The organism is Anaeromicropila populeti (assembly GCF_900112775.1).
Taxonomy (GTDB): Bacteria; Bacillota; Clostridia; order Lachnospirales; family Lachnospiraceae; genus Anaeromicropila_A; species Anaeromicropila_A populeti.
The window spans coordinates 43,303-69,285 of the sequence record NZ_FOYZ01000017.1 but is presented as its reverse complement, the minus strand read 5'-3'; the positions used below and the strand labels follow the sequence as shown (position 1 = coordinate 69,285).

Sequence of the window (25,983 nt, the reverse complement as noted above, 5' to 3'; positions counted from 1 at the left end):
GTTTTGGAGGACGTTTAATTGAATATTAGATTAGTACCATTAGATAAAGTTGAAATAAATGATATAGGAATTTCTTTGGGGATGAATAAAGAAATAACAGAGCAGCTTATTGGAACAGGCGAGCTTGCAGGAAGGCGTTGTTATTACTACAATAGTGAAATGGCAATAGATTATGACTCTGAGGATAAAGTGGAATTTATTGAATTTCTAGATGGAATCGAAAGCTTTTTGCGACCTGTAATTTACGATGTTTCTGCTTTTGACATCAATGCAGATGAATTAGTAGAAATTCTAAAAATTCATAATAAAGGAGATGTTGATGAAGAAGAGTCAGGGTATTCCTATACATTTTCCAATATTAGTGTTGGTGTATACAGGGAAAGTACACCAACAGATATTTTAGAAATGATTGAAGAAATGAAAGAGAATGGGGTTTCAATTGAAGAGAATGCAGATTTAGAATTTGAAAAGAAGAAAGCGGAACATTGGGCAACTATTGGAATTGGGGTTGCTGGATATTATCAATGACTTACGATTTATGTAGAAGACATTATAATTGATGAAAAATCAGGTGTTTGTTTTGTTAAGTGGAAATGGGGGAGTATAATGGAAAAAATATTACTACAAAATACATATGGAATTTCAAAAAAGCATGAGTTGTTGAATCGGAAAACAGGTGGATATTTATGCTCTCAGCTAGGGAAATGAAGCAGTGAGTTTCTGATGCTTTTGAAGAATGGAGGCTGTTGGTAGTACGGGATATTTGGTTTTCCTTCGAATGAAAAGAAGATTTTAATATCTAAGTACACAAAATGAGTAAACTGAGAAGTTAATATAACTTTTCCTTATATTAAGAGGGTTACTGAAATACAAAAGATAGAAAATAGATAAATTAGAATGTTTAAACGGGTGAAAGGAATTGTATCAAAGGAAAGTTAAGGAACTACACAAATGAGGTGAATAAATATGAGAATTGAGATTAATCCAAATGGAATATGGTACCACGGTTCCAATAATATTTTTTCTGAATTGAGAAAAGGAAGTACTATCACACAATGGAGAGAATTAGCAGAAGCTTTTTCACATCAACCGTTGAGTCTTGGATACGACGATGATGGCTTAATCCAACACAATGGAACGGAAAAAGGCTATTTGTATATAATTGATGAATCAATTAAAGTTGGAAAAGATGTTTACCAACATCCAGGAACAACTATGGATTTAAATGCAGAATTTTTAACTAATCGCCCTTTGCGAGTGAAACTAATAAAAGAACTCTGAATAGCACCAAATTCTAATAAGTTAGTTGATAAGCTTTTGACATCAATGCAGATGAATTAGTAGAAATTCTAAAAATTCATAATAAATGAGATGTTGCTCAGGAGAAGTCAGGGTATTCCTATGGTTTTTCTTCTGAACATTATGGGGCAGAAATTATATTTTATCTATGCCCATTGATGAATTGAATTTACGTCGTTGTTAAAAGAAATACGCAAATATGCTGTTGTCAATGAATACTAATATCATAACACATGAGGTTACAAATTGTTAAGAGAAATGTAGAGATTCAAATATTATTATATTAGCAAGGTTTTATGAGGAGGTAGAAGAAAAAATATGGAGATGTGGGGAAAAAACAAAGATTATAAATGTATAAGTACACTAACTAAGGAGAATAAGAACATATCTTATTATTTGGAAAATAACATTTATTATGTTAAGTGGGCAACTAAAACAGAGTTTGAAATCACGAAAACGGAATTAGATTTTATATTGGAAGAATTTTTTACAGTAAAAGAACAGTGGTATTTATTGGGGGCAAGTGAAACGAACCCTATATTAGAGGGATTTGGTAAGTTTATAGATGATAATTTTAAGAAGTTTACACCAAGACATGCCTCCGCAATTGCTGCTATTTTAGTTGATATAGGAATATTAGATAGCTATGGGAAACGTCCAGTTAAATTAAGGAAATTATAGTTTTTTTGGTTGATTTGACATGAATCAAGGAGGTAACGATGGATATACAAAAATGTGTGAAAGAAGCTTTTGTAGTAATTGGTAAGGAAGGCTCTACCTTAGAGGGGGAAGATTTTATTCAAAAATTGTGGCAGGTAGCCAACGCCAATTTTATTGAAATTCAACATTTGGCGAAAAAGGATAAAGACGGGAACGTGGTTGGGATATGGGGTGTGATGTCAGATTTTTCACGTTCATTTAATCCATGGGAGGATGATTTTAAGAAGGGTCTTTATCTTGCTGGTGTGGAGTGCAGTAGCGATGCAGAACCTCCTGTTGGATGGACAAGATGGGAAGTTCCAGGGTATGAATATCTATATGCTGAATGTAAAAATGTAAATACATTCTCTGAAATGATGGATTATTTGAAAATAAATAAAATTTTACTAGTTGGTGCAGTACATGATTTTACATGTCCCAAATCAGGTAAAAACTATATGTTTTTCCCAATTAGAAAGGTTTAAAATAATATAATCTTGATACATATGCTATTTTCTATTAAAACTCTACGGAGCGTTTATTGCATTATTATCTGTCTGCTATTATGATGAAATACATGGAGGTAAGTATCATGGACTGCAAAAAAGTAGGAAATTTGTTGTTAGGCTTGCGCAAAGAAAAAGGGATGACACAGAAACAGCTTGCCGATGCCATGAACATCAGTGATAAAACTATTTCAAAATGGGAACGTGGAATTGGCTGCCCCGATGTATCTTTGCTTCATGAATTATCAAAGGTATTAAGTGTAAACATTGAAAAAATATTATTAGGTGAGTTGGACCCAAACAATGCAGATGGAGGAAATATGAAACGGATAAAATTTTATGTATGTCCAACCTGTGGGAATATTATTACATCCACAGGTGAGGCGGAAATATCTTGTTGTGGGCGGAAATTAAGCGCGCTCAATGCAAAACCAAGTGACGAAAAACATTACCTTAAAGTTGAAACAATAGAAGAAGATTATTATATTACATTTTCTCATGAGATGACGAAAAAACATTATTTAAACTTTATTTCGTATGTAACATGCGACCGTGTTCTCATAGTCAGACTGTATCCTGAGCAAAGTGGAGAGGTACGTTTTCCTAAATTGTATGGGGGTAAGCTGTTCTTTGGGTGCAGCCAGCATGGACTGTGGGTGAATGAAAAAGAATAACCAGAAATACACATTGTGAAGAAAAAATATACAAGATAGGTAATGCGGTATTTATATATGCAAATATATGGTAAAATCAAAGTGCAAATAGAACAAAATAGCTATTTGCAAACTAATAAAATTTTGTATATATAGGGGGTTTTCTTATGAGAGAAAAGGGAAAGAAAAGGATACTTGTATTATTATTTTTTATGTTGTTTTCGATTGCAGTGATGCTGCCAAAAGAAAATGTAAAAGCTGTGACATCAGGCTTTTGGACGGACAGGGGAAACTTTACAGACAGATGGTATGACGCAGCTACAGGGCTTGATTATCAGGGGAATACAGGAACGGAAGGAGATCCTTATGTAATCAGCAACGAAAAGGATTTAGCAGCATTAAGTTATTATTCTAATTTGAATCCTTCCGCAGGCGGTTCTAATTTTTCAGGCAAGTATATTGAATTTGACGTCTATGGAATTGATTTATCAAATTATGAATGGACTGGAATTGGTTCCAGTTATCCGTTTTATGGAAACATAATCGGAAATGATGTGAATATTTATAATGTACTAATAGGGGGATGCGGTCAATCCCAGGATTATACCTATGTGGGTTTTTTTGGAAGCTCTTATGGCCAGGTAGCAGATGTAAACCTTTATAAAATAAACTATGTTGCAGATTTTTCTACTTACGTAGGTGGGTTTGCGGCAATAGCTGGCGGTAAAATGAAATCATGCACAGTAGAGGGAAAAATTTATGCAGCAGAAGCCCCACTCAAAGTACTAGGTGGTTTTATTGGTGAAGGAATGGAGATAGAAACGGTAAAAATGTGCGATGCTGATGTGTACATTTACGTAAAGAATATTTCGTCTGTGCCTGATATTGCAGGTTTCATGGCAAGAGGAAAAGGGTATTTTAAAAACTGCTATTCTATCAACAATATAAATGTTGTAAAGTCAATAGTGTTAAATGTTGGAGGTTTTATTGGAGACGGTAATGCGGGAACCAAAGTCGTAGGTTCAAAAGTCAGCAAGGCAATCCAGATAACAGAAGACTGCAACATTACAAATGTAGGTGGTTTTGCCGGAAGTAACCTAGGAAGTGCAGAGTATTGCAACAGTTACATAAAAATTCAAAGCAGTAAGAGTTTTATTGCATTTGTCGGCGGTTTTATTGGCGCTTCTTTAGTAAATGACGCTTTTTATCAATGTGATGTGAGAAATGTAATACAACTAGATGAAACAACTTGCAAAGCAGTAGGTGGGTTTTTTGGATTTGCAGCAAGAATTTCCCAGTCAGAATGTAACGCTGAAGGAACTGTTTTTGTAGAACTCTGTGGTTATGCTGGCGGATTTGGTGGTTTGGCAGAACGCTGTGAGCTAGGATACAATTCCGCGAAGGAAGACGTTACCGCAAAAAATGCGGAAGCAGGATATGGCTGTGCAGGAGGTTTTATTGGATTTTGCTGTGACAGTTGTGTGAAGCTGTGTAATGAACAGGGGACTGTGAATGTTGGTAATGGTTTTAATGTGGGCGGTTTCTACGGATGGGTTGCACGAGGAACTACAATTATAACCTATACGATTACAGATATTTATTCTGGTAATAATTGCAGGGCAGGTGGATATGCCGGATATTATGATGGTGAAATGATAGGTGACAGCTATTGTACGGGAATAGTATCTGCTAATGGCAGCAGTTTAGTAGGAGGGGCTATAGGATATACGTCAGGAAATGATCAGATTCGGAGTCTGTTTTGGAACAAGGATAAGCAGCAGATTGTGAATGGAGTTATCCGGACAAATAACGTTGCTTTTGGTAATGGTAATTCTTCACCAAATGTAACTGGCGTGAGTGATGGCGACATGAGAGGCAGAGTGTTTGTAGATATGCTTAATAATACAGGGTTTTATTCAAATTGGACAAATGATTATTTGGGAGGATATCCATATTACCTTGATTAATTATTTTTTTACAAATAATATTGACAACCCATAAAAAAATAGTCATTCTATAAGGAAAATGAATAGAACTGGGAGGAAGGTTTATGGAGGCGATAGAATACATGGTGGAGGACATCGATGGAGATTATGCTCACCTCAGAAGAATTGACCAAGCTGAGGAGGATTTGAAGCTAGTTGCCCGTGCTCTATTACCATCAGCTATTATGATGGGTTCCAGGCTAAAGTATGAGCTATTTGAGTACAGTATTATTTAGTACATTACAAAAAGAATGAAAATACTGTTAATATTATATTTATCTTGACTTCTTTATTCGGAATAATGTATAATAAAATACAAGAAAATACATTTTTCACACATAATAGGGGAGGAATTCTATAATATGACTCTGAAAAAACGGTTAGTTCTCATGTTTTCCGTTGTTACGCTTGTGTCAACGGGAATTGTAGCTGGTGTAGCAGACAATGTAATACAAAAGCAGACAACCAAAAAAATTGAGGCAGAACTTAATTTAGAAACCCAGCAGCTTGTAGGTGAAATTGATGGTTGGATGTATGGGAAAGCTCAGGTAGTAGAGTCTGTTGCTGCGTTAATGACAGATGGTGTTGGCGCTGAGTTTTCGGCAGAGTATTTAAATCAGATGCTGCATACTAAAAATAATGAGGGAATTGTATCAGATGCATACATTGGTACAACAGACGGTGTTATGATAGATGGTGCTTTGTGGGAACCAGATGCTGGATACGATCCCCGTAAAAGACTTTGGTATGAAATGGCACAGAACGCTGACGGAGTTGTGTTTACAGATGCTTATTTGGATGCTGTAACAGATAAGATGGCAATCAGTATTGCAACAGCAATAAAATCTGATACAGGAACGATGCATGGTGTTTTTGCAATGGATATTTTAATTGACACCATTGTTGAGAAGGTTTCTTCAAAGAATTTTGGTGAAACGGGATATGCTTTTATGTTGGATCCCAATGGAGTTTTTATTGCACATAAGGATGCCAGCCTTCTGCAAACGAATATAAATAACCTGAATGGGCTTGAAAAAGTTGCAGAACAAATGCTGACAAGAGAAAGCGGCATAGAAAGATATACTTATAATGACGAAGATAAAATTTTGGTGTTTCGACAGCTTCCATCTACTAAATGGATTATAGGGGTGACAGTTGAGGAGAAGGAAGCATATTCAGAGCTTTCCAAATCTAGAATATCATTTTTGATTATTATTGTATTAGTTTGTTTGGCTGTGCTTCTGGTGGGCTTTATGGCAGCAGGTAAGATTGCAAAGCCGATAAAAATGCTTACTTTGGATGCACGAAAAGCATCGGAAGGGGATTTGCGAATTGAGATAAAGCCTTCTGGAGCCACTGAGATACAAGAACTAGGGAAAGCTTTTCAGGTTATGGTAACTAATATTAACAAGCTGGTGACAGATATTTCAGAAGCAGCCGGATTTGTGTCCAAGTCATCAGGTGAAATTAATGAGATGGCAGTTAATACAAAAAGGATTTCTGATGAAATATCAAAGACTTCCAATGACCTTGCGATTGGTGCCCAGAATCAGGCAGAGTCAGTATCAGAAGAGGCAGAAATGGTTAATCATATGTCTCATGCAATTGGTATTATTACAGATTCCAGCAAGGAATCTCATGAGATGGTGACTCAAGTAAATGATTCGGTTCAAAATGGAGTGAAGGCACTGGAAAGACAGGTTTACTTAATGCAGCAGAATCATACTTCAACGGAGAAAGTTGGACATGCGATTACTCTTTTGGAAGAAAAGTCTGGTGAAATACAAAAAATTGTTGCTGTTATTGCTGAAATCGCAGGGCAGACGAATTTACTTTCGCTGAACGCAGCTATTGAAGCAGCAAGAGCTGGTGAGCATGGAAAAGGCTTTGCTGTTGTAGCTGAAGAAGTACGTAATTTGGCGGAACAGTCTTCAGCATCTAGTACAGATATAGAAAATTTACTGAGTGATATACAGGAAAAAACATTGCAGAGTGTAGCAGAAGTTAATGCAGTTCAGAAAATTGTTGCACAGCAGGAGGAATCGCTTAAGGAAACAAAGCAGATTTATCAGGAGATTCAAGAGGCAGTTCAGAAAATTGTTGAGAGGACGATTCAGATTACAGAAGAGACGATACAGCTTCAGAAGCAGGCAGAAAATGTATCTAGTTCTATTACAGATGTAGCGGCTATTACCCAGGAAAGCGCAGCGGCAACAGAAGAGGTGGCAAGTGCGACTATGGAACAAAGCATGTCTGTAGAGCATATTAGTAATGAAGTAGAAAACTTAGTGCGGGAAGCAGGACAATTAATGACTACCATATCCAGTTTTAAAGTTTAAAAAATATGTATATGCTGCTATTGTAAAATAATTAGGGAGTATCCAGTTGAGAGGATACTCCCTAAATTTTGGTTAAAAAAATCTTTTAAAATATAAAAATCTGTTATATAATTTTGAGTAAAATATATATGGCGGAGGGTGACATGAAAAAGATAGATTTAAGTGGAAAATGGGAATTCTGTCTGGATAGTGAAAAGGAAGGGATAGAAAAGAATTATTGTCAACAAAAATTCCAGGATTATATTGAGCTTCCTGCAACTGTTTCGACAGCTAGGAAGGGAGTGCCATCAAAGGAAGAGCACGAAGGTTTTTTGACAGATCCCTATTCATTTGAAGGTTATACATGGTATACTAGAATGGTGGAACTTTCAACTGAGGAAGAAAAAGAATATTTTTTGGTATTAGAGAGAACAAGGATATCCCATGTGTGGCTGAATGAACAGTATATCGGCAGTAATACTAGTTTGTGTACTTCTCACAGATATCAGCTGACGCCTTATGTGAAGCAAAAAAATTGGCTTACTATTATGATAGATAATACTTCTTATCCTGTTAAGGGAGGTCATATGACTTCACCAGATACCCAGACGAACTGGAATGGAATTACTGGGAAGCTATATATTGAAGAGTGCAGCAAAAGCTATCTTACGAAAGTAAGAATTTATCCCAATGCAAAGGAAAGTTTGATTGAAGTTAAGGTAACGCTCAACGGATCTGAAAAGGAACGTCTGGAAGTATGGGTATCTGATGAAGAGCATAGTTTTCCGATAGAGGAATATATGTTGCAGGGCGGTGAAAATACAGTTCGATATTACATGGGGCATAAAGCAAAAACATGGAGTGAGCATACACCAAATCTGTATCAGCTCCATATGGGCTTTTACAAGGAAGATAAGATGGAAAAAGAGAGCTGGCAGTACACATTTGGACTTAGAGATTTTAAAGCAACTGGAAAGTATTTTGAAATAAACGGAGTCAGAACATTTCTTAGGGGGAAGCATGATGGTTTACTATTTCCTTTAACGGGACATGCACCGACTGATTTGGAAAGCTGGATAAAGGTTCTTGAGACGGCAAAGCAATATGGGATAAATCATTATCGTTTTCATACCTGTTGTCCGACAGAAGCAGCCTTTGAAGCAGCTGATATGCTTGGGATTTATATGGAGCCAGAACTTCCTTTCTGGGGAACTGTTACAGAGGAAGGGCAAGAAAACCACGATGAAAAAGGACAGCAGTATTTAATTGAAGAGGGATTCCGTATATTAGATGAATTTGGAAATCATCCATCCTTTGTTATGATGTCAATGGGAAATGAACTTTGGGGCAGTAAGGAACGATTGAATCAAATTCTTGGTGAATATAGAAATTATGATGCAAGACATTTATATACCCAAGGTTCTAATAACTTTCAATTTGTTCCATGCATATTGGACAATGAAGATTTTTTCTGTGGAGTTCGTTTTTCCAAAGATAGACTATTACGTGGGTCTTATGCAATGTGTGATGCTCCCCAGGGGCATATTCAGACTATGGCTCCTGACCTGCGTTACAATTATGACCAGATGATAAGGCCAGCAGAGGCTCAAGGAGAAATTGCCCAGGGAGGGGAGATTACCATTCAATATGGAACGGGAACAAAATCAGTCAAAATGGATACTTCTATGGAAATGATACCTGAGGTTCCCGTTGTTTCTCATGAGATTGGACAGTATGCCATGTTTCCAGACTTTTCAGAAATACCCAAATATTCAGGGGTACTAAAAGCCAGGAATTTTGAGATTTTTCAAAAACGATTAGAGGCGGCAGGTATGCTTTCGATGGCGGATTCCTTCTTTCGGGCATCTGGAAAGCTGGCTGTGGATTGCTATAAAGCTGAGTTGGAAACGGCTTTCAGAAGCAATGAGCTGGCAGGCTTTCAGATATTAGATTTGCAGGATTTTACTGGTCAGGGAACGGCAATTATTGGGATTCTAAATGCCTTAATGGAAAGCAAAGGATTGGTTTTGCCTGGTGAATGGCGGCAATTTTGTAGTGACAGAGTTATACTTTTAGAATTACCCAAACTGGTATTTACCGCTGGAGAGATAATTAATGTGGGCGTAAAGCTGTCAGCTTTTGGGCTGAAGCCAGTGGTAAGCCCAGAAGTCAGCATTATAGTTCGGGACCAGAATAAGGTTTTGTTGTCAGAAAAAAGAAAAATGACAAATGGCTATCACAACGGTGTTTATCAGCTAGAGGACGTTTCGATTGCATTTCCAGAAAGAAATGTTCCAGAGAAATTAGTAATTACAGCAGAAATAGTGGGGACAGATATTAAAAATAGTTATACGGTATGGATTTATCCGAAATGTAAGCAGGAGAAATGGCAGGAGGATTTTGTTGTTACTGAAAGCATACAGGAAGCTTGTGAAAGTCTGAGACTAGGAAAGAAGGTTTTACTATATCCTGAAAGTTTAAATGAGGATAATTCAATTAAGGGAACCTATTGTACAGATTTTTGGTGTTATCCTATGTTTCGTACTATTTCAGAAAGCATGGGCAAAGCGGTTCCGATTGGAACATTAGGTCTGCTGATTGAAGACAAGCATCCAGTTTTCAAGTATTTTCCAACAGAATCGTATACAACAGCTCAATGGTATGACTTTGTATCTAATTCCAGGGCATTCATACTTGACAAATGCGACTTAAAGCCAATTGTCTGGTCAATTGATAATTTTGAACGAAATCACAAGCTGGGAAATATATTTGAAGTTGAAGCAGGTAAGGGAAAACTTCTTGTATGCACCTCTGATTTGCGTAGACTTTCAGACAGCAATCCATCAAAATGGTTGGAATATAGTATGCATCGTTATATTTGTTCAGATAAATTTAAGCCTTCATATCATATGGAGATAGAAGAATTAGAACAAATTTTTAGAATATAGCAAGTATAGGTGAAAAAGGAGAAAAACATGTTAAAAGAATTTAAGGATTTTGCACTAAAAGGAAATATTGTGGATCTTGCAGTTGGTGTAATAATTGGTGGTGCATTTGGAAAAATTGTAACCTCATTAGTAAACGACATTATTATGCCATTGTTGAGTGTTTTGACAGGAGGAATTAATTTTTCAGACTTAAGAATTGTACTTGCTCCTGCAAAAGGGGAAACCGGGGAAGTTGCTTTTCGGTATGGTGCATTTCTTCAATCTACTATTGATTTTCTGATTATAGCGGTTTCTATATTTATATTGATTAAGCTGCTTAGTAAATTGCAAAAGAAAAAGAAAGAGGAAGTAAAGGCAACGGCACCGAGCAAGGAAGAAGTACTGCTTACTGAAATAAGGGATTTATTAAAAGAAAATAGAGAAGTATAGACAGCAGAGAGAAGAGGCACACGAAAAATAGTGTGCTTTTTTCTTTGTAGCCTTATAAGTTAAAGCCTATATAAGCTAATGCTAAAACAATATAGTATAAAATTAACTTAAAAAAAACTAAAATATTAATTTGAGCGTGTATGTCTTGAAAATAGTGGGTTTGCACAAAAAACAGATAAATTGTTTAGCAAAGTGCAAAGTTTTTAATTGTTTTAGTATAATTGTCACAATAAAATATTTTACTGATTTGAAAAGTTTTTATTGAAATTAGCTAAATTAATTAGTATAATAACCTTAATAGTAATTAATATACCTAAAAGAAGTTGACGAAGCAAATTTATGTCATTACAACTGGTATAAGAATTATACAAAAATATGAAAAAATATTACAAGGAAAATGGGGCGTAGTTATGGTCAAAAGGTTGAGTTTTAGTATTGCAATATGGGCATATTTAGTAGTCGCACTTGTTGTTTCCGCTGCCGGACAGACAGTTAAAGCAGAGACATCGTTGTCAATGGAGGATTTCGATTATATTATTGATAATTATACAGAAGCGACAGACTATGAAGAATATTGCAGCCAATATGATGAATCAAAGAGACCTTCCACAGAGTATGTAATGGATGCATCCGATTATGTAAGAACAGAGGATATGGATGTTGAGGTTCTCGAAAATTATGAAGGCGCAGAAGGAAAGTCTGTATTGACCCAGGATGATGGAATGATTGAATATGAAGTTAATATTCAGGAGGAGGGTTTTTATAATCTCTCAGTTCAATATTATCCAGTAGAGGGAAAAGGTTCTGCAATTCAGAGAGCATTTTTTGTAGATGGTGAATTACCATATGAAGAACTGAACCAGATTGAGTTTTCCAGAGTGTGGACCAATGTTAAGGACGTTTGGGATGTTGACAATCAAGGGAATGATTTAAAACCAGAACAGATGGAACAGCCAGAGTGGATGACAGGATATTTATTTGATGCCGAGGGCTATATTGGTAATCAAATGGCCATTTATCTAACTAAAGGAGTACATACAATTACTCTGGTTTCTTTAAAAGAACCGATGGTAATTCGGAAACTTATTTTAAGTAATGAAGAAAAGACGAAAAGCTATGAGGAAATGCAGGAGATTTATAAACAGAATAATTATACCGAATCTTCTGGCGTTATGAAGAAAATAAATGCTGAAGATGCTGACAGAAAGTCATCACAGATGTTATATCCACAGCAGGATCAATCTTCACCAGCAGTTTATCCGTATAGTGCTAAGGAACTTAAAAATAATACAATTGGCGGAAACAGCTGGCGGTTGTTGGGGCAGTGGATGGAGTGGGATTTTGAGATCCCAGAAAGTGGTCTTTATTATATTTCCATGCATGCTAGACAAAACTTTGTAAAGGGAATGAAGTGCAGCAGGAAAATTTTGATTGATGGAGAGGTTCCTTTTACGGAAATGTCACAGTATGGGTTTGGGTATCAACAGAAATGGCGTGTAGAAAACTTGGACAGTGAATCCGGTGAACAATATCTGTTTTATCTAGAGGCAGGAACCCACACACTGAGAATGGAAGCGGTGCTTGGGGATATGGCTGAGATTATCAGCGATGTACAGAAAAGTGTAATAGAATTAAATTCAATATATCGTAAGGTAATTCGTATTACGGGTGTAGCTCCTGATAAATACCGAGATTACCAGTTGGAAAAGAACCTGCCTGAGCTTCAGGGAGAACTGGAAGTAATGGCGGAGCAGCTTAACGATATAATTACGAGACTTCGTGAAACCGCAGGTAAAGGAAATAGTAAGGAAAATGTACTGCTTACTATGCGGGATCAGGTAGAAATGTTAAGTAAGAACGTTGAAAAATTTACTAAGGTTGTTACAACATATAAATTAAATATGAGTGCACTGGGAACTTGGATTGCATCAGCAGTTGAACAGCCCCTTGCGTTGGATACTATTTATATCTATTCGCCAGATCAGAAGTTGGAAAAGTTGAATAATTCAGCTTTTGCGCAGGTTGTGCATGAAGTGAAAAAGTTGTTCTATTCCTTTATTATTGATTACAATGTAATTGGAAATGTGGCAGAGGATACGGAAGAATCAAAGACGATTACTGTCTGGGTAGGTACAGCAAGGGATCAGGCAAATGTAATAAAAGCACTGGTAGATGAGGACTTTACAAAGAAAACAAACATTAACGTAAATGTTATGTTAGTAGATATGGGTACGCTGCTTCAAGCTACATTGGCAAAGCAGGGACCAGATGTTGCAATTCAGGTAGGTAATGACCTCCCTATGAATTATGGTTTGAGAAATGCAGTAGCTGATTTAAGCCAGTTTGAAGATTTAGATGAAGTTAAGACACGTTTTAATGAAAGTGCCATGGTTCCATTTGAGTTTAATGGAGCAACATACGCGTTGCCAGAGACACAGACATTTTTAATGATGTTTTACCGAAAAGATATTTTAAAAGAATTAAATGTTGAAATTCCGAAAACCTGGGATGAGATGAAGGTTGCCATGTCTGTATTTGCGAAAAATCAGATGGAACTGGGTATGCTTCCAGCACATGCAACTTCGCCAGCGTTAGCAGAACAAGTATGGGCTATGCTTTTGTATCAAAATGGTGGTTCCTATTACAATGAAGATGCAACAGCTTCCAACTTACAAAGTGATGAAGCAATTACAGCATTTAAAGAGTATTGTGAATTTTATACAGATTATAAGCTGGACAGAGTGACAGCACTTGATCAAAGATTTCGTACGGGACAGTGTCCGATTATTATATCGGATTATACTCTATATAACCAGTTACAGGTATCTGCACCAGATATCAAAGGACTATGGGGATTTGCACCAGTTCCAGGAACGGTGAAGGAAGATGGGACAATAGATAACTCTGTATCCAGTACCGGAACGGCCTGTGTAATTATGGAAGAATCCGACGAAAAGGAAGCCTCTTGGGAGTTCTTAAAATGGTGGACTTCAGCAGATATTCAGGTGAAGTATGGAAGCGAAATGGAAGGCTTGATGGGAGCAGCGGCAAGGCATCCTACTGCTAATGTTGAAGCGTTTTCCAGAATGCCATGGACAACAAAGGACTATGAGGCCTTAGCTGAACAGTTTAAGTCAGTAAAGGGAATTCCACAGGTTCCAGGTGGTTATTATTCATGGAGAAATGTGGATAACGCATTCTATCGGGTTGTTATTTCTGAGGACGATGATAAAATGCAGCCGAGAGAAGCGCTGATGGAATATGTACGGTACATTAATGATGAAATAGCATATAAGCGCAAAGAATTTGGTTTGCCGGTAATAGATGATAAATAGGTTTGGGAGGGGAAACTTTGAACAGTTTAGGTGAGAAAAAAGAAGAAAAGGTTGGAAGAAAAGTTCAGGACACATTGGCACTGATGAGAAAAAATAAAGTTTCTTATGCAATGCTGGCACCATATTTTATTCTGTTCTTTTTATTTACAGTGTTACCAGTTTTGACATCCATCTTCTTGAGCTTTACGCATTTTAATATGCTTGAGATGCCACAGTTTATTGGATGGGAAAATTATATCAGACTCTTTTTAGAAGATGATATTTTTATGACAGCTGTAAAAAACACATTTATTTTTGCAGTAGTGACAGGACCAATTAGTTATATTATGTGTCTGCTTTTTGCATGGATTATCAATGAATTTAAAGGGAAAGTAAGAGCGCTGTTAACTCTGATTTTCTATGCACCGTCCATAACAGGTCAGGCGTTTATGGTATGGAGTTTAATTTTGTCTGGTGACAGATATGGATATTTAAACGGTATTCTTATTAAATATGGTTTTATGTTTGAACCTAAGGTATGGATGAAAACAGAGAAATATGTATTGCCATTGCTAATTGTTGTTCAGCTTTGGTTAAGTCTGGGAACTGGATTTCTAACGTTTATTGCAGGCTTGCAGACAGTAGATAAATCACTTTATGAGGCAGCCGCAGTAGATGGTGTGAAGAACCGGTGGCAGGAGTTATGGTATGTTACACTGCCATCCATGAGACCACAGCTTATGTTTGGTGCAGTTATGCAGATTACACAGGCATTTGCTGTTGCAGATATTTCAATTCAGCTGGCAGGTAATCCGAGTACAAATTATGCTGGTGCTACAGTAGTAACCCACTTAATAGATTATGGTACAGTGCGTTTTGATATGGGTTATTCATCAGCTATCGCAACCGTTTTATTTATTGTTATGATTGGTACAAATAAAATTGTACAAAAAGTATTGCGAAAGGTGGGAGAATAATGGCTAGAGATTATATGAAACCGAAAAGGCGTTTCTTCCGCAGACAAAAGCAGTTGAATCGTTCCGCAGCGGGAAATGCAATACTTTTTGTTATAATGGGAATATGTGGTGCGTTTATGGCATTGCCGATTATTATGATTGCCAATAATGCATTGAAGCCATTGGATGAATTATTTCAATTTCCGCCAAAGATTTTTGTACGGAATCCAAATTTGGATAACTTTACAGATTTATTTGTTTTAATGAACGACTCATGGGTACCGTTCAGCCGTTATATTATGAATACATTTATAATTACAGGTGTAGGAACATTTGGCCATGTGGTGCTGGCTTCTCTGGCAGCGTATCCACTGGCAAAGAATAAATTTCCAGGAAGAAATCTGCTCTTTGGAATTGTTGTATTATCACTGATGTTTTCCTATAACGTTACGGCAATTCCTAATTACATGATTGTTTCATGGCTGCATTTAAATAATACTTATCTTGCACTTGTATTACCTGCATTTTCCTATGGCTTGGGGTTGTATCTGATGAAACAGTTTATTGAGCAGATTCCAGACTCACTTTTGGAATCCTGTCGTTTGGATGGAGCAAGTGAATTTAAAATTTTCTGGTCTATTATTATGCCAAATGTAAAACCAGCATGGCTGACGCTTGCAATTTTTCAGTTTCAGACATTGTGGTCAAACACTGGTAGTACATTTTTAAGAAGTGAGCAGTTAAAGCCGTTGCAGTATGCGTTAAATCAAATTACATTAGGTGGAGATGCAAGAAGAGGAGCCGTTGCTGCGGTGCAGTTTATTCTGGCAGCAATTCCCATTATATTCTTTGTGATGTGCCAAAGCAATGTAATTGAAACTATGACTACATCTGGTATGAAAGAATAAGGAGGGGAAGGATGAAAAAAAGAGATTCTATTTTAATGATGATAATGATTCCATTCCTGACAATTGCCTTTTTCGTGAATGGTATACAGGTGTTAGCAGATGATGAGGTACCTTATGTAACCTATAATTTTGATTACTGGGAAGATATCGTGTATACGCCTGCTGCCTATCTTCCGGATAGCAATCTGTCAGGAGCAGTTATCGGAACTACTAATTTCAGTTCACCTCAGGATTTATGTGTTACAGAGGATGGAATATTGTATATTGTTGATACGGGTAATAATCGTATTGTTGTTTGTAATTTTTACTCTGGAACCTTTCACTTTGTGAGAGAGATTACAGGATTTGATCATAATGGTTCAAAGGACACCTTTAATGGACCAAGTGGTATTTGTATTTCACAGAATGAAAGAATTTATATTGCGGATACAAATAATAAGAGAGTTGTAGCATTAGAAATGGATGGTACTTTGTATCAAATTATTGAAAATCCACAATCTGAAAGTTTTTCAGATGATTTTGAGTTTAAACCGACAAAGGTTACTGTGGACTATGCCGACCGAGCATATGTAATAGCAGCTGGTGTTTTTGAAGGAATTATGTGTTTTGATGCAAATGGAGAATTTACAGGGTATAGTGGAACCATTAATGTACATATTACCCCGATTGAAAAGATATGGAGAAAGTTTTCAACAAAAGCACAAAGAGCAAGACAGACGTTATTCATTCCAACTGAATTTACAGGTGTTGATATTGATCAAAAAGGATTTATTTATGCCACCAACATTGATTCCGAAGGAACCCAGTCAGTACGAAGGCTGAATCCAAGGGGTGAGGATGTTATTAAAAAAGGTGATGGCGTAAAAATCAGCGGTGATAAATTCTTTATACCAGTTGGTGATTATGGCGGGGCATCCCATATTGTAGATGTAGTATATCGGGAGCATGGTATTTATAGCTGCATTGATTCCACAAGAGGAAGAATTTTCACCTATGATCACGAAGGAAATTTATTGTATATTTTTGGCGGATTGGGAAGCCAGTCTGGTACATTCAAAACGCCAGTTGCAATTGAATCCTATGATGACAAAATTCTGGCACTGGATGCACAAAGAGGCGAAGTATTGTGCTTTAAAAGTACAGAGTATGGACAATTGATTAATGATGCGGTTAGTCTCCGATATGATGGAGATGAAAAGCAGGCGGTAGAAGTTTGGAAAAAGGTTTTAAATCTCAATGCAAACTTTGAACTGGCTTATGTGGGAATTGGTAAGGCATATTTGTCTTCTGGAGACAATAAAACAGCTATGAAGTATTTGAAATTAGGCATGGATCGTGAGTATTACTCAATCGCATATAAGAGATACCGGAATGAATGGCTTAAGGAACATTTGAATATGATTTTGACAGCAGGTATTGTTATAATCGGAGGTTCCGTTATTTTTAACAAGGTTAGAAAGCATCGGAAGGGGGATAAAAAATATGAATAAGAAAAAGATAAAATACCTTTTCCATGTGGTATCCCATCCATTTGATGGTTTTTATGAAGTGAGACATCGTGAACAGGGCAGTGTACTACTAGCATTAATTTTGATATTACTGTTTGGTCTTTCTTTTTCACTTAATCGCCAGTATGCAGGTTTTGTTGTAAATGACATTAATCCCAGAACTGTTAATACAGTTACGGAAGTGATTGCAATTTTTGCATTTGTATTATTGTTTTCGACAGCAAACTGGTCGATTACCTGCTTGATGGAAGGAGAAGGAAGGTTTAAAGATATCCTGACTATTACGGGATACTCTATGACACCTATGGTTTTGACCTTTCTTCCAGCTACTTTGATTTCACAGTTTATTGCAAGTGGCGAAGAAGCATTTTATTATTTGTTATTGTTTGTATCAATTGGCTGGTTTGTTATTTTACTGCTGATAGGGGTAATGACAATTCATAATTTTACTATTGGAAAAACAATGATTACTTTATGCTTAACATGTGTCTCGATGCTTGTTATTATATTTCTGTTATCGCTGCTTTTATCGTTAGTACAACAGGTTTACTTGTTTTTAGAAAGTATTTATACAGAAATACTATTTCGAATTTAGGGGGGCTATGTTATGAAAAAGAAATATTTATTGCCAGTAATTTTGACAGCCCTTGTATTAGTTGGGACCTATGTAGCATACTTAGCATTTCATTTCTATCTGTTTGATGATTATAAAAAATTATTAGTGAATTATTCGTATGAGGAGGGAACAGAATTTGTTGCTTTACAGGATTCTGCCCACTATGTACAGGGAATGGATCTAGTAGCAGAAAATGACACATTGATGCTATATGCTAATTTGGAAACAACAGAGGTGGCTGTTTATGATAAAAGAAATGGTCAGATTACGTATTCTAATCCAGTTGATCGGGAATCAGATGAGATTGCCACTGGTGTAAATAAGAATCTGCTGGGTTCACAGATTGTTGTAGATTATTTTGACTCAGGTTTAACGCTGGCTTCTATGAATAATTATGAAAAAAGTATTCTAAAAAACCAGTTTACAATTGAAAGAATTGAAAATGGCATTCGTTTTACTTATTTACTGGGAGACTTGGAAAATGAACTGGGGATTGTACCACCAGTTATTTCTCAGGAAAGATTAACTACTTTAGTGTTGGATCATGTTACAGAAAAACAGGCAAGAACCGTAAAAGCCAGCTATCAGGATATGAAGGATAAAGAAGGTTTTCTAGAACTGGCAAAAGGAACAAGAGCTTCTAAGGTGGGTATGAAGAAACTAAAGGCTATTTTTGAAGAAGCCGGTTATACTCAGGAAGACTGTGATGAAGATGCAGCAGCAGCTTCTGGACAGGAAGTTAAGGAAAAGGTTACATTTACCATTCCGCTGGAGTATCGTTTGATTGACGATAAGCTGGAAGTGAACATTCCAACAGAAAAAGTGAAGGAAACTGGGAATGCACAAATAGCAGCCATGAAGGTTTTAAGTTATTTTGGTGCAGGAGCTTCTGATGAAGAAGGATATATGTTTGTTCCAAATGGTTCAGGTTCCTTGATTAATTTTAATAATGGAAAAAAGACGGAGCAATATAATGCGTATGTATATGGAATGGATATTGTGTCGCAGTCTTTAGTTTCGGTAGAAAATACAGAAAAAATAAGACTTCCTATTTATGGTATCAAGAAAGAGAATAATGCCATATTTGCCCGAATTACTTCTGGTGAGTCAGTTGCGTCTATTACTGCTGATGTTTCTGGAAAATTAAACAGTTACAATTATGTGTATCCTACTTTCGTAATAAGGGGGTCAGATGTTGCTTCTATGTTTGGGGCAACTGGTGCTGGAGCCGATATGCCAATTGCGGAAAAGAATTTTTATAAATTAAATTTGACGATTCAGTACGCATTTTTAGATACAGACGAAGCAAGTTATTCAGGAATGGCTAATTATTTTCGTAATGAATTGCTAATCGAGGGAACGTTAACCAAACTGGAGGAATCCAGCAGTATACCATTGTATGTGGATGTTGTGGGCGGCGTTCAGCAGCAGGCAGATGTTTTGGGAATTCCATATTATGCATCTTACCCACTGACTACGTTTGATGAAGCAGGGGAAATAGTAGATGCATTAAATGATGAAAATATAAGTAATATTAAAATGAATTATTTAGGATGGTTTAACAGAGGGTATTACCACGATGTGCCAGATAAGATTAAAGTAATTAGTAAGCTAGGTGGGAAAAAGGATTTGGAAAGTTTATCACAGAAACTAGAGGAACAAGGTGGAGCATTGTTTGGTGATGTGGCATTCCAAAGAGTCAGTTTTTCTTCAAAACGATTTAATTACAAAATGGAAAGTTCTAGATATTATGCAGGTTCCATCGTTACAGGAGGTCGGAAAAATCCAGTAACAATGAGTCAGGTTAGTTCCGTTGGTGGATATATGGAAACGTTGAATGATGCGTTATCACCTAAATTTTTAGTTCGCTATGTGGATAAATTTTCTGACAAAATTGACAAGATTGATATTACAGGTATTAGTCTGCGGGATATGGCAGATGATCTGCATGCTGATAGAAAGAGAACAGAGATTATTAACCGAGAAGAATCAAAGTATATAGTGCAAAGCAGCATTGCTCAATTGGAAGAAACGGGAAAGGAAATTATGGTAAATGGCGGGGATTTTTATTCCTTGGCGTATGTAGATGATATTGTTAATATGCCATTAACCAATAACGAATTTTATATTGTAGATGAAGAAATTCCGTTTTACCAGATGGTTGTACATGGCTGTATAAATTATACCGGAACAGCATTAAATCTAGATGGAAATCTTCAGTCAACAGAAGCATTGGCAAAGCTGATTGAAGCAGGCGCTTCCCCTAGATACACATTATCTTATAAGGACTCCAGTAAAATAAAATATTCTGGACTGGCATCTTTATACTCCACTCAATATGAAGAGTGGATGGAGGATTTATCAAGTACTTATAGTACAATAAATGAAGTGTTGGCTAAGGTATCCAACAGCTTTATGATCGAACATGAAATTATAGAGGGTGTTCGTAAAATTACGTACGATAATGGCATTGTTATTTATGTAAATCTTACCAATGAAGATGCGAGAGTAGATAATGTTTTAGTATCAGCAAACGGTTATGCGATGAAAGGGGGAGCAGAATGAAAAAGAAAAGATTAACGTTATCAAATAAGAGAGCAATTACAGGCCTGCTGTTTATAGCCCCTTGGCTTATTGGATTTATTGTATATTACTTGAAGAGTTTGATTTTGACCGTACAGTTTTCTCTTAGTGAAGTTTCGATTGGAGAAACAGGAGGTTATCATCTAGATTTTACAGGACTGGACAATTTTAAGTATGCCTTATTGCAGCATGGAACTTATAACCAGATATTAGTACAGTCGCTCATTGATGTTGTGGTAGATGTGGTAGCTATTATTTTCTTCAGTTTATTTATTGCAATTTTATTAAATCAAAACTTTAAAGGAAGAACATTAGTGCGTTTGATTTTTTTCCTTCCCATTATTATGAATGCAGGAGCAATTAATGATGCAATCGAAACAGCACGTACTCTTCTGCAAGGAGGGGCAACAGTAGCAGTAGGAGATGCTGCTTCCGCAGCAGGCGTAAACATGGACTATTTCTTATCTATTTTTATTGATCTAGGAGTTCCAGATGGGCTGATCGGATATATTACAGACTTGGTAGCAAGAATTTATGAAATTATCAGGGCATCAGGAGTGCAGATTATTATATTTATTGCAGCATTACAATCAGTTCCAGGCGCGTTATATGAGGTATCGAAAATTGAAGGTGCTACGGCATATGAAACCTTCTGGAAAGTTACATTTCCTATGGTATCTCCACTGATATTAACCAATGTGGTATACACAATTGTAGATTCTTTTGTTACAAGCGATGTTGTAGAAACAGCATATAATACGGCATTTACTCAGTATAATTATGGATTAAGTTCCGCAATGAGTATTCTAAGTACAGTGCTGGTTTGTTTCATTCTTGTAGTAACTGGTGCCATTATTTCGAAAAAGACATTTTATTATAATTAGAAGGAGGGATAGCATATATGCAGGCAAAAGTTATGGATATGAAAATCCGGTTTTCCAAATTAAATGAAAATTCGCAGTTTCAAAATGAAAAAAAGAAAGCCATTACGAAAAGCAAAAAAATTATGTTTTCCCTTGTGCGCTTTTTGATATTATTGGGGATTTCCTTTGTCATATTAGGTCCTCTTATTACAATTGTATCACATTCCTTTTTTTCATCAACCGATGTATATAACCCAAGTGCATACTTGATACCGTTAAAAGGAACGTTGGAAAATTATTCACTGGTATTCAAACGTTTAAGCTATGTAAAGACATTGTCATCCACTATGATTTATGTTATAACCCTTATGGGATTGCAGATTTTAATTTGTTCAATGGTTGGATATGGTTTTGCCAGATTCGATTTTCCATTAAAGAAATTATTGTTTGCTTGTGTCATTATTACAATTGTAATTCCAACCCATACTATTATGCTGCCATTGTATATGGAATTTCGTAACTTTGATGTTTTTGGGTTAAAAGAATTGTTTACGGGAAGTGCAGTGAATTTATTGACAACTAAGAAACCAATGTATATACTTACTTTGTTTGGATGTGGATTGCGTTCAGGATTGTATATATATATTTTCAATCAGTTTTTCAGGGGACTTCCAAAGGAAATTGAGGAGGCAGCATTTATTGATGGAGCTGGCAGTTTCTACACATATCTTAGAATTATGCTGGTAAATGCAAAGCCAGCTGTGATTACAGTTGCTGTTTTTTCGCTGGTATGGCAGTATAACGATATGTTTTATTGCAAGCTATTTTCTTTGAATGCGAAAAGTCTGATGAGTCTTAGTGTATCTACGGTACAGGCGACTATAGAATTTGTGGATAAAGTTAAAGACCCAATGATTTCTCAGCTATATCTAAATGCCGGAATTGTATTGACTATTATTCCGATTCTGGTAGTATATGTTGTGCTTCAAAGATATTTTATAGAAGGGGTAGAGCGTAGTGGAATCGTTGGCTAAGCGATTCTTCCATGCCTCTTAAAATAAAAAACAAAGAAATAAGAGGAGGTTATTCAATGAAATTGAGAAAAATTTTAGCTTTGATGCTGACTTTTGTATTAGCATTTTCATTAGCAGCATGTGGCAGCTCAAAGGACAGTAACAGTGACAAAACGGAGACAGAGACTCCTACAGAGGTTTCAGCATCAGAACCAGCAGAAACAGAGGTAGAAGCAACAGAGGAAGCAACAGACATGTATCCAGCATTTGATATGGCTGGAAGAACCATTAAGGTTGGTATTTGGTGGGATTATTTTTATACATCAGACCACACTTCAATCGAAGATGATCCAGGTTTAACAAACACAGAAACAGCACAGATGAAACTGGATAATGTTAGAAGAATTGAAGAAAAATATAATGTTAAAATTCAATTTGTAAATTTAGGCTGGGATGGTATTAAAGAAAGTATTAATACATCTATTTTAGCTGGTACTCCAGAGTGTGATATCTATTTAACAGATTTACAATTCGGTATTCCAGCAGTATTAAATGGATTAGCACAGGACTTATCAAAACTTGATATTGGTCACTGTGACATTAACAATGATCAAGTAGTTATGAAACCATTGGAAGCGTTAGGCGGAACTTATTTATTCTCAGAGCAGGGGCTTCCAGTAAACGGAATTTATTTAGGTTATAACAAAACTATGATTCAGGATTTAGGATTGGAAGATCCACAGGAATTATATAATAATGGTGAATGGACATGGGATAAGTTTGCTGAATTAGCAACAGCTGCAACAAAGGATACAGATGGAGACAGCAATGTAGATACATATGGTTATGGCGGTGTATTTACTGATTTAGTTAATGGTCTTGTTATGAACAATGGCGGTGAAATTGCAGCAACTGGTACAGAAGGATTAAGTTCTAAAGAAACAACAGAAGTATTTGACTTCATTAATAAATTATATAATGAAGACAAAGTTGCAAGACCTTGGAATACAGATGACTGGAATGATAACTTATTGTCATGGTCAACTGGAAAAACTTTATTCTGGACTGCACAGGCATGGTCTTTGAAGCAGGAAGCAGACGCTGCTGTTAGTGAAGGAGCACCATTAGCATTTGAATATAGTGTTGTACCTTATCCAACTGGACCAAGTGGAGATGCAAGCAAAATTTATTCTCCAGTTTCAGGAAACTGGTATATAATTCCAATCGGTGTAAGTGAACCAGAAAAAGTATATCAGGTATTTGAAGAATTTATGAACTGGCACCAGGGAGATACAGAGTACCGTGATGATCCAAGCTGGTTTGAAAGCTGCTTCTTAACGGATGAAGATATTGCTTTAGCATTAAAGTGTGGAGAGACTCCAAAACTTGATTTATGGACCAGTTTAGGCGGAAGCTTTGATTTAGGATCAGATATATTCAATCCAATTTGTGTTACAAAAGAAAAAACTGTTGCACAGGCAGTTGAATCAAGCAAACAGAAATTACAAGATGACCTTGACAACACAGGTTTCTTTAAATAAATTAGAATGACTCCAACTATGAAAAAGTCCAATGGTAACATTGGGCTTTTTTGCAATCATTTTTTAAAATAAAAAGAAAAATGTAACATATGTTACGGAAAAGTGTTTTGTTCTGCTATATGATTGATTCATAAACAAGAGGAAAAGGAGAATGAACTATGAATCAAAATATGTTTTGCTATCAATGTCAAGAAACAGCAGGGTGTACGGGATGTACTAAGATAGGAGTATGTGGAAAAAGCCCAGAACTTGCTGGACTACAGGATTTGTTGATTTATGTTACAAAAGGATTATCCCAGGTTACCAGCAAATTGAGAGCAGAAGGAAAAGAAGTTGGAAAAAATATAAATCATTTTATTACGCTCAATCTTTTTACAACTATTACCAATGCAAATTTCGATAATGATATATTTTATAATAGAGTCAGTGATACGTTGGAGTATAAAAATAATTTAATTAAATTATTAAAAGACAATGAAGATTTATCAGACGCAGCGGTGTGGAATGGAGCCACAAAGGAAGAGATGGATCAAAAAGCAGCTTCAAAGGAAGTTGGGGTATTAGCAACAGCCAATGAGGATATTCGTTCATTAAGAGAGTTGATTACCTATGGATTAAAGGGGTTGTCAGCATATTTGAAGCATGCCAACGCATTGGGATACGATAAGGAAGAACTGGATATTTTTATGCAGTCAACATTAACTAAGTTATTAGATGATTCATTGTCAGTAGATGATTTAGTAGCATTAACACTGGAAACAGGAAAAGCTGGAGTGGATGGCATGGCATTATTAGATACTGCCAATACAACTACTTACGGAAATCCAGAGATTACAAAAGTGAATATTGGTGTAGGAAAAAATCCTGGTATTCTAGTATCTGGACATGATTTGAGTGATATTGAACAATTATTGATTCAGACAGAAGGAACTGGCATTGATGTGTATACACATTCAGAAATGCTGCCAGCTCATTATTACCCACAATTAAAAAAATATACTCATCTTGTTGGAAACTATGGAAATGCATGGTGGAAGCAGAAAGAAGAGTTTGAGAGCTTTCATGGACCAATCCTTATGACAACGAATTGTATTGTACCTCCAAAGGACAGCTATAAGGAGCGTGTATATACTACTGGTGCAGCCGGATTTGCTGGATGTAAGCATATAGAAGGAGAGGCAGGAACAGAAAAAGATTTTTCAGCTATTATTGAACATGCGAAGAGATGTGCCCCTCCTGTGGAAATAGAAACAGGTGAAATTATTGGAGGATTTGCACACAATCAGGTATTTGCGTTAGCAGATAAAGTAGTGGATGCAGTAAAATCAGGTGCTATTAAAAAGTTTATCGTTATGGCTGGGTGTGATGGAAGAGCAAAATCAAGAAATTATTATACGGATTTTGCTAAGGCATTGCCGAAAGATACTGTTATATTAACTGCGGGTTGTGCAAAATATAAGTACAATAAGCTTGAGTTAGGGGACATTGGAGGTATACCGAGAGTACTTGATGCGGGGCAGTGTAATGATTCCTATTCACTTGCACTGATAGCTTTAAAGCTGAAAGAAGTATTTGGATTATCAGATGTTAACCAGCTTCCAATTATATATAATATAGCATGGTATGAGCAAAAAGCAGTAATTGTACTATTGTCGCTATTGTATCTAGGTGTTAAAAATATTCATTTAGGACCAACGTTGCCAGCATTTTTATCTCCAAATGTTACCAGTGTCCTGGTTGAAAACTTTGGAATTGCAGGAATTCAATCGGTAGAAGAGGACATGAAATTATTTTTTGATGAAGAATAAATAGAAAAGATTGACAAAACCAATGATGTAAGATAT

At 36.2% G+C, this 25,983-nt stretch carries 20 protein-coding genes; all 20 read left to right on the top strand.

Annotation, left to right across the window (positions count from 1 at the left end; all coding sequences use genetic code 11):
* Positions 1-18: 18 nt before the first annotated feature.
* The 20 genes from BM305_RS16610 (at position 19) to hcp (ending at position 25,947) form a co-directional block, all read left to right on the top strand.
* Positions 19-528 carry a hypothetical protein gene (locus BM305_RS16610; RefSeq protein WP_092563425.1) on the top strand — a complete coding sequence of 170 codons (510 nt, stop codon included), beginning with the start codon at positions 19-21 and terminating at the stop codon, positions 526-528.
* 438 nt (positions 529-966) lie between these two features.
* A complete protein-coding gene (locus BM305_RS16605) occupies positions 967-1,281 on the top strand; it encodes a hypothetical protein (RefSeq protein ID WP_092563422.1) in 315 nt (104 codons plus the stop codon).
* A 336-nt stretch (positions 1,282-1,617) separates the two neighbouring features.
* A complete protein-coding gene (locus BM305_RS16600; protein WP_092563419.1) occupies positions 1,618-1,980 on the top strand; it encodes a hypothetical protein in 363 nt (120 codons plus the stop codon).
* 38 nt (positions 1,981-2,018) lie between these two features.
* Positions 2,019-2,483 (top strand): GyrI-like domain-containing protein, encoded by a 465-nt coding sequence (locus BM305_RS16595; RefSeq protein ID WP_092563416.1) that lies wholly within the window; start codon positions 2,019-2,021, stop codon positions 2,481-2,483.
* 107 nt (positions 2,484-2,590) lie between these two features.
* Complete coding sequence (locus BM305_RS16590) at positions 2,591-3,178, top strand: helix-turn-helix domain-containing protein (RefSeq protein WP_092563413.1); 588 nt, start codon at positions 2,591-2,593, stop codon at positions 3,176-3,178.
* Positions 3,179-3,324: 146 nt separating this feature from the next.
* Positions 3,325-5,124: a hypothetical protein gene (locus BM305_RS16585; protein WP_092563410.1), complete on the top strand. Its 1,800-nt coding sequence runs from the start codon at positions 3,325-3,327 to the stop codon at positions 5,122-5,124.
* A gap of 83 nt (positions 5,125-5,207) precedes the next feature.
* Positions 5,208-5,378, top strand: coding sequence for a chorismate--pyruvate lyase (locus BM305_RS16580; RefSeq protein ID WP_092563407.1), 171 nt, complete (start codon positions 5,208-5,210; stop codon positions 5,376-5,378).
* A 126-nt stretch (positions 5,379-5,504) separates the two neighbouring features.
* Positions 5,505-7,481: a methyl-accepting chemotaxis protein gene (locus BM305_RS16575; protein ID WP_092563403.1), complete on the top strand. Its 1,977-nt coding sequence runs from the start codon at positions 5,505-5,507 to the stop codon at positions 7,479-7,481.
* Positions 7,482-7,624: 143 nt separating this feature from the next.
* Positions 7,625-10,408, top strand: coding sequence for a sugar-binding domain-containing protein (locus tag BM305_RS16570; protein ID WP_092563400.1), 2,784 nt, complete (start codon positions 7,625-7,627; stop codon positions 10,406-10,408).
* Positions 10,409-10,435: 27 nt separating this feature from the next.
* Positions 10,436-10,837 (top strand): large-conductance mechanosensitive channel protein MscL, encoded by a 402-nt coding sequence (mscL, locus tag BM305_RS16565; protein WP_092563397.1) that lies wholly within the window; start codon positions 10,436-10,438, stop codon positions 10,835-10,837.
* A 410-nt stretch (positions 10,838-11,247) separates the two neighbouring features.
* Entirely contained in the window at positions 11,248-14,172 is a 2,925-nt protein-coding gene (locus BM305_RS16560; RefSeq protein ID WP_092563394.1) for an extracellular solute-binding protein, read from the top strand.
* A gap of 17 nt (positions 14,173-14,189) precedes the next feature.
* Positions 14,190-15,128: a carbohydrate ABC transporter permease gene (locus BM305_RS16555; RefSeq protein ID WP_330393518.1), complete on the top strand. Its 939-nt coding sequence runs from the start codon at positions 14,190-14,192 to the stop codon at positions 15,126-15,128.
* On the top strand, positions 15,128-16,015 hold the full coding sequence (locus BM305_RS16550; RefSeq protein ID WP_242940570.1) for a carbohydrate ABC transporter permease: 888 nt from the start codon (positions 15,128-15,130) through the stop codon (positions 16,013-16,015). The genes BM305_RS16555 and BM305_RS16550 overlap by 1 nt, the downstream gene beginning before the upstream one ends.
* Before the next feature lie 11 nt (positions 16,016-16,026).
* Positions 16,027-17,505, top strand: coding sequence for an NHL repeat-containing protein (locus BM305_RS16545; protein ID WP_092563391.1), 1,479 nt, complete (start codon positions 16,027-16,029; stop codon positions 17,503-17,505).
* Positions 17,498-18,118, top strand: coding sequence for a Yip1 family protein (locus BM305_RS16540; protein WP_092563388.1), 621 nt, complete (start codon positions 17,498-17,500; stop codon positions 18,116-18,118). Before BM305_RS16545 ends, BM305_RS16540 begins: the two co-directional genes overlap by 8 nt.
* Positions 18,119-18,130: 12 nt before the next feature.
* The gene (locus BM305_RS16535) at positions 18,131-20,704 is read left to right on the top strand and encodes a DUF5696 domain-containing protein (RefSeq protein ID WP_092563385.1); all 2,574 of its coding nucleotides are present in this window, start codon (positions 18,131-18,133) and stop codon (positions 20,702-20,704) included.
* On the top strand, positions 20,701-21,606 hold the full coding sequence (locus tag BM305_RS16530) for a carbohydrate ABC transporter permease (protein ID WP_092563382.1): 906 nt from the start codon (positions 20,701-20,703) through the stop codon (positions 21,604-21,606). The genes BM305_RS16535 and BM305_RS16530 overlap by 4 nt, the downstream gene beginning before the upstream one ends.
* 17 nt (positions 21,607-21,623) lie before the next feature.
* A complete protein-coding gene (locus tag BM305_RS16525) occupies positions 21,624-22,619 on the top strand; it encodes a carbohydrate ABC transporter permease (protein WP_242940569.1) in 996 nt (331 codons plus the stop codon).
* Positions 22,620-22,675: 56 nt separating this feature from the next.
* Positions 22,676-24,139, top strand: a complete 1,464-nt coding sequence (locus tag BM305_RS16520; protein WP_092563379.1) for an ABC transporter substrate-binding protein — start codon at positions 22,676-22,678, stop codon at positions 24,137-24,139.
* Between the two features lie 158 nt (positions 24,140-24,297).
* A complete protein-coding gene (hcp, locus tag BM305_RS16515; protein ID WP_092563376.1) occupies positions 24,298-25,947 on the top strand; it encodes a hydroxylamine reductase in 1,650 nt (549 codons plus the stop codon).
* Positions 25,948-25,983: the final 36 nt, after the last annotated feature.

Coding starts and splice junctions, on each gene's coding strand:
- BM305_RS16605 (WP_092563422.1), top strand. CDS start 967: ATGAGAATTGAGATTAATCCAAATGGAATATGGTACCACGGTTCCAAT.
- BM305_RS16600 (WP_092563419.1), top strand. CDS start 1,618: ATGGAGATGTGGGGAAAAAACAAAGATTATAAATGTATAAGTACACTA.
- BM305_RS16595 (WP_092563416.1), top strand. CDS start 2,019: ATGGATATACAAAAATGTGTGAAAGAAGCTTTTGTAGTAATTGGTAAG.
- BM305_RS16590 (WP_092563413.1), top strand. CDS start 2,591: ATGGACTGCAAAAAAGTAGGAAATTTGTTGTTAGGCTTGCGCAAAGAA.
- BM305_RS16585 (WP_092563410.1), top strand. CDS start 3,325: ATGAGAGAAAAGGGAAAGAAAAGGATACTTGTATTATTATTTTTTATG.
- BM305_RS16580 (WP_092563407.1), top strand. CDS start 5,208: ATGGAGGCGATAGAATACATGGTGGAGGACATCGATGGAGATTATGCT.
- BM305_RS16575 (WP_092563403.1), top strand. CDS start 5,505: ATGACTCTGAAAAAACGGTTAGTTCTCATGTTTTCCGTTGTTACGCTT.
- BM305_RS16570 (WP_092563400.1), top strand. CDS start 7,625: ATGAAAAAGATAGATTTAAGTGGAAAATGGGAATTCTGTCTGGATAGT.
- mscL (WP_092563397.1), top strand. CDS start 10,436: ATGTTAAAAGAATTTAAGGATTTTGCACTAAAAGGAAATATTGTGGAT.
- BM305_RS16560 (WP_092563394.1), top strand. CDS start 11,248: ATGGTCAAAAGGTTGAGTTTTAGTATTGCAATATGGGCATATTTAGTA.
- BM305_RS16550 (WP_242940570.1), top strand. CDS start 15,128: ATGGCTAGAGATTATATGAAACCGAAAAGGCGTTTCTTCCGCAGACAA.
- BM305_RS16545 (WP_092563391.1), top strand. CDS start 16,027: ATGAAAAAAAGAGATTCTATTTTAATGATGATAATGATTCCATTCCTG.
- BM305_RS16540 (WP_092563388.1), top strand. CDS start 17,498: ATGAATAAGAAAAAGATAAAATACCTTTTCCATGTGGTATCCCATCCA.
- BM305_RS16535 (WP_092563385.1), top strand. CDS start 18,131: ATGAAAAAGAAATATTTATTGCCAGTAATTTTGACAGCCCTTGTATTA.
- BM305_RS16530 (WP_092563382.1), top strand. CDS start 20,701: ATGAAAAAGAAAAGATTAACGTTATCAAATAAGAGAGCAATTACAGGC.
- BM305_RS16525 (WP_242940569.1), top strand. CDS start 21,624: ATGCAGGCAAAAGTTATGGATATGAAAATCCGGTTTTCCAAATTAAAT.
- BM305_RS16520 (WP_092563379.1), top strand. CDS start 22,676: ATGAAATTGAGAAAAATTTTAGCTTTGATGCTGACTTTTGTATTAGCA.
- hcp (WP_092563376.1), top strand. CDS start 24,298: ATGAATCAAAATATGTTTTGCTATCAATGTCAAGAAACAGCAGGGTGT.